Below are 3,621 nucleotides of genomic sequence, written 5' to 3' on the forward strand. Positions count from 1 at the left end.
AGCCTCACCTGAGTGCTGCAATCTTCGACAGCCGGGCGTTGCGCTGCTCGCCAAAAGAGCGGCGAACGCGCGGGCTATGACGGTGCCGTGGTGCCAACCTGCACCTGGTCGTGGACACGCTCGGCCATCTGCTCGCCCTGCACCTCACCCCCACCGATGCGGATGACCGTGCCAAGGTGGGCCGTCCTGCCGAAGTCGTGCAGGAAGCCACCGGACAAAGCGTCGCCTGGGCCCATGTGGATCAGGACTATCGCGGCCAAAAGGCAGCACACGCCGCCAAAGCCCAAGGCATCGAACACGAGGTCGTCAAGCTGCCCCAAGTCAGAACGGGGATTCGTGCTGCTGCCAAGGCGCCCTCGGCGGTCTACTGACCGCCGTCCCTTCGGGAAGCGGATCATCGGCTTACTGGCCGATGATGGGTGGTGGAGCGCTCCTTTGCCTGGGCCACTCGTTTTCGCCGCTTGGTGAAGGACGATGAGCGCTACGCCAGCACCCTTGCCGACCTCCACCTCGTCGCGTTTGCCTGCATCATGCTCAAGCAAGCAGCTCGACTGGCCGCAGGTCCATAACAGCCTCTAGGCGATGAAGCTGCCGGGACCGGTTCGGCGGTTGTGCGACGGCCAGTCAGTCCGAGCCGGGCACCCGGCCATCCTCCCCTGCCCTGGACATCCTTGCCCGGATCGGCCTGGCTGGAATCATGCGGGCAGGCGTCTGCGACGCTCTGCCAGTCCGCCGCATCGCCCAGTGCCTCGGCGGCCTGGCGGACCTCGATGCACTTGCGGTACTGGTCGATCGTCGCGTTGACCGCCGCCGTGCCGGCATAGGTGTTGGCGGCATCCAGGTAGATCATGCCGTCCATGGCGCGCGCACCGCCGGCGGCACCGCCGAGCACCCCCAGCAGGGCGGCACTGGCGAGGCCGGTACGAATCATGGGAGCGCTCCTGGAAGAAGCGGCGGAAAGGAAACGGTCCGGAACCGCCACGGCTTAGCTGTCGCTCACCGCGCGGACCAGCCGGGCGAGGGCTTTTCGGTCCTGGCTGCCGGAGGACACGGCCACGTAGTCCTCGTGGCTGAGCCGCCCGTCCACGATCGCCTTGACGATCCGCCGGCACAGCTCGGCGGGGGCTGCCTGGGCATCCACCTTGAGCACGGCGCCGATCATCGCGCGGTCGCCTTCCGGGCGCAGCGCCTGCTTGGCGCTGCACTCGTCGACTGCCTTAGTGCGCATGCTCGGGCTCTCCTGCAGCACCGTGCGCGCGCTCGCGAACTGCTCCGCGTCCATCGTGCTGGCGGTCGGCGCGCAGGCGCCGGCAACGGCCAGCGTCGCGCAGACCATCAGGACGGTGGTGGCGGAACGGGGCATGGGCGGTCTCGCTGGTCGTTATGTCGTTTCCGGATGGTGGGTGGGCATATCGGACCTGGCAGTGATTCCTGTCACCTCTCGTCCGGGCGACCGCGGGCATCGCGCGCGGGCACCTGCCACGGGCCGGTCGTTGACAGACTTCGTGCTCCCCCCCATTGAACCCGCTTTCCCCAAAAGTGAGCTCGACCTCACGTTCCAAGCGAAACGAGCATGCAGAACGCCGTCGTTCCTTCCCTGCTTCCCGTCTACAAGCGCAGCGACCTCGCCTTCGAGCGCGGCGAGGGCGCCTGGCTGGTGGCGACCGACGGCCGACGATTCCTCGATTTCGGCAGCGGCATCGCGGTGACCGGGCTGGGCCATGGCCATCCGCATCTGGTCAAGGCGCTCCAGGACCAGGCAGCCAGGCTCTGGCACGTCTCCAACATCTACCGCATCCCGGAGCTGGAGCGGCTGGCCGACCGGCTGGTCGGCGCGTCCTTCGCCGAGACCGTGTTCGTCTGCAACTCGGGCGCCGAGGCGATGGAGGCCTGCATCAAGGCCGCGCGGCGCTACCAGTTCGCGAACGGCCGGCCGGAGCGCAACCGGATCGTCACCTTCGAGGGCGCCTTCCACGGCCGGACCATGGCGACGATCTCGGCGGCCGGTTCGCCGCGCATGACCGAGGGCTTCGCCCCGCTCCTGGACGGCTTCGACCATGTGCCGTTCGGCGACCTCCAGGCGCTGGAGGCCGTGATCGGCGAGCAGACTGCGGCTGTCATGCTGGAGCCGATCCAGGGCGAGGGCGGCATCCGGCCGGCACCGGCCGGCTTCCTCCACGAGATCCGGCACCTGTGCGACGAGCACGGCCTGCTGCTGGTCTATGACGAGGTCCAGTGCGGCATCGGCCGGACCGGCAAGCTGTTCGGCTACGAGGCGCTGGAGGCACCTGCCCCGGACATCATGGGCATCGCCAAGGGCCTGGGCGGCGGCTTCCCGGTGGGCGCCTGCCTGCTGACCGGCCGGGCCGCCAGCGGCATGACCGCCGGCACGCACGGCTCGACCTTCGGCGGCAACCCGCTGGCCTGTGCGGTGGCCAACGCGGTGCTGGACGAGATCCTGGCACCCGGCTTCCTGGACGGGGTGGTGGAGCTGGGCGAGCGGCTGGCGGCCGGGGTCGAGGCGCTCAAGGCCCGCCACCCGGCCATCGTAGCGGAGATTCGCGGGCGGGGCCTGATCCGTGGCCTGAAGCTGGCCGGGGATAATGCCGCGTTCGTCGCGAAAGGTCGCGAGCACGGTCTGCTGACCGTGGCCGCGGCCGACAATGTCGTCCGGCTCCTGCCGCCCATGACCATCACCCCAGACGAGATCGACCAGGCGCTGGAGATGCTCGACCGGACCTGTGCGGAGTTTTCGACATGACCCCCCGGCACTTTCTCGACCTGAGTGCCGTCGATGGCGGGACGCTCCGGGGGATCCTGGACCGCGCCGTTCAGATGAAGGGCGGCCGCGACCTCGGCCTGCCAATGGCCGGCCGCTCGCTCGCGATGATCTTCGAAAAACCGTCCACCCGCACCCGCGTCTCCTTCGAGGTCGCGGTGCGCCAATTGGGCGGCCATCCGGTGGTGCTGTCGTCCAAGGAGATGCAGCTCGGCCGCGGCGAGACCGTAGCCGACACCGCCAAGGTGCTCTCGCGCTATGTCGACGCGATCATGATCCGCACGGATGCGCACGAGAAGCTCTTGGAGCTGGCGCATCACGCGACCGTGCCGGTGATCAACGGGCTCACCGACCACAGCCATCCCTGCCAGATCATGGCCGACGTGCTCACCTTCGAGGAGCATAGAGGCCCCATCAAGGGCAAGAAGATCGCCTGGACCGGGGACGGCAACAATGTCGCCCATTCCTTCATCCACGCCGCCGTGCGCTTCGACTTCCGCCTGGACCTGGCCTGCCCTGCCGGCCTGGAGCCAGCGCCCGAGGTGGTGCGCTGGGCCGAGCAGCACCAGGGTCGCATTCGGGTGCTGCGCGACCCATATGAGGCGGTGACGGATGCGGACGCCGTCGTCGCCGATACCTGGGTGTCGATGGGCCAGGCCGATGCCGAGGAGCGGCATCGCCAGCTCGAGCCCTATCGCGTCGATGACCGTCTGATGGATGCAGCCAACCAAGGGGCGATCTTCCTCCATTGCCTGCCGGCGCATCGCGGCGAGGAGGTCACCGCAGAGGTGATCGACGGGCCGCGCTCGGTCGTGTTCGACGAGGCCGAGAACCGCCTGCAT

The 3,621-nt window shown here is 68.7% G+C and carries 4 protein-coding genes and 1 pseudogene; 3 read left to right on the forward strand and 2 right to left on the reverse strand.

Translation table 11 applies throughout. From position 1 onward, the window contains the following. A pseudogene (locus tag EQG76_RS32550) lies at positions 1-569 on the forward strand (transposase); the annotation flags it as partial. Here the strand turns inward: EQG76_RS32550 and EQG76_RS26840 are convergent. Further along, a complete protein-coding gene (locus EQG76_RS26840; protein ID WP_159717993.1) occupies positions 482-931 on the reverse strand; it encodes a hypothetical protein in 450 nt (149 codons plus the stop codon). The pseudogene EQG76_RS32550 and the gene EQG76_RS26840 overlap by 88 nt on opposite strands. Before the next feature lie 54 nt (positions 932-985). Then, positions 986-1,363, reverse strand: coding sequence for a hypothetical protein (locus EQG76_RS26845; RefSeq protein WP_159717995.1), 378 nt, complete (start codon positions 1,361-1,363; stop codon positions 986-988). Positions 1,364-1,573: 210 nt separating this feature from the next. Between EQG76_RS26845 and EQG76_RS26850 the strand changes: the two genes are divergently transcribed. Further along, positions 1,574-2,761 (forward strand): aspartate aminotransferase family protein, encoded by a 1,188-nt coding sequence (locus tag EQG76_RS26850; protein ID WP_159717997.1) that lies wholly within the window; start codon positions 1,574-1,576, stop codon positions 2,759-2,761. After that, a partial coding sequence (argF, locus tag EQG76_RS26855; RefSeq protein ID WP_159717999.1) for an ornithine carbamoyltransferase occupies positions 2,758-3,621 on the forward strand: 864 nt, incomplete at its 3' end. The genes EQG76_RS26850 and argF, both read left to right, overlap by 4 nt.

This window comes from Geminicoccus flavidas (assembly GCF_009806515.1).
In the GTDB taxonomy this organism is placed as follows: Bacteria; Pseudomonadota; Alphaproteobacteria; order Geminicoccales; family Geminicoccaceae; genus Geminicoccus; species Geminicoccus flavidus.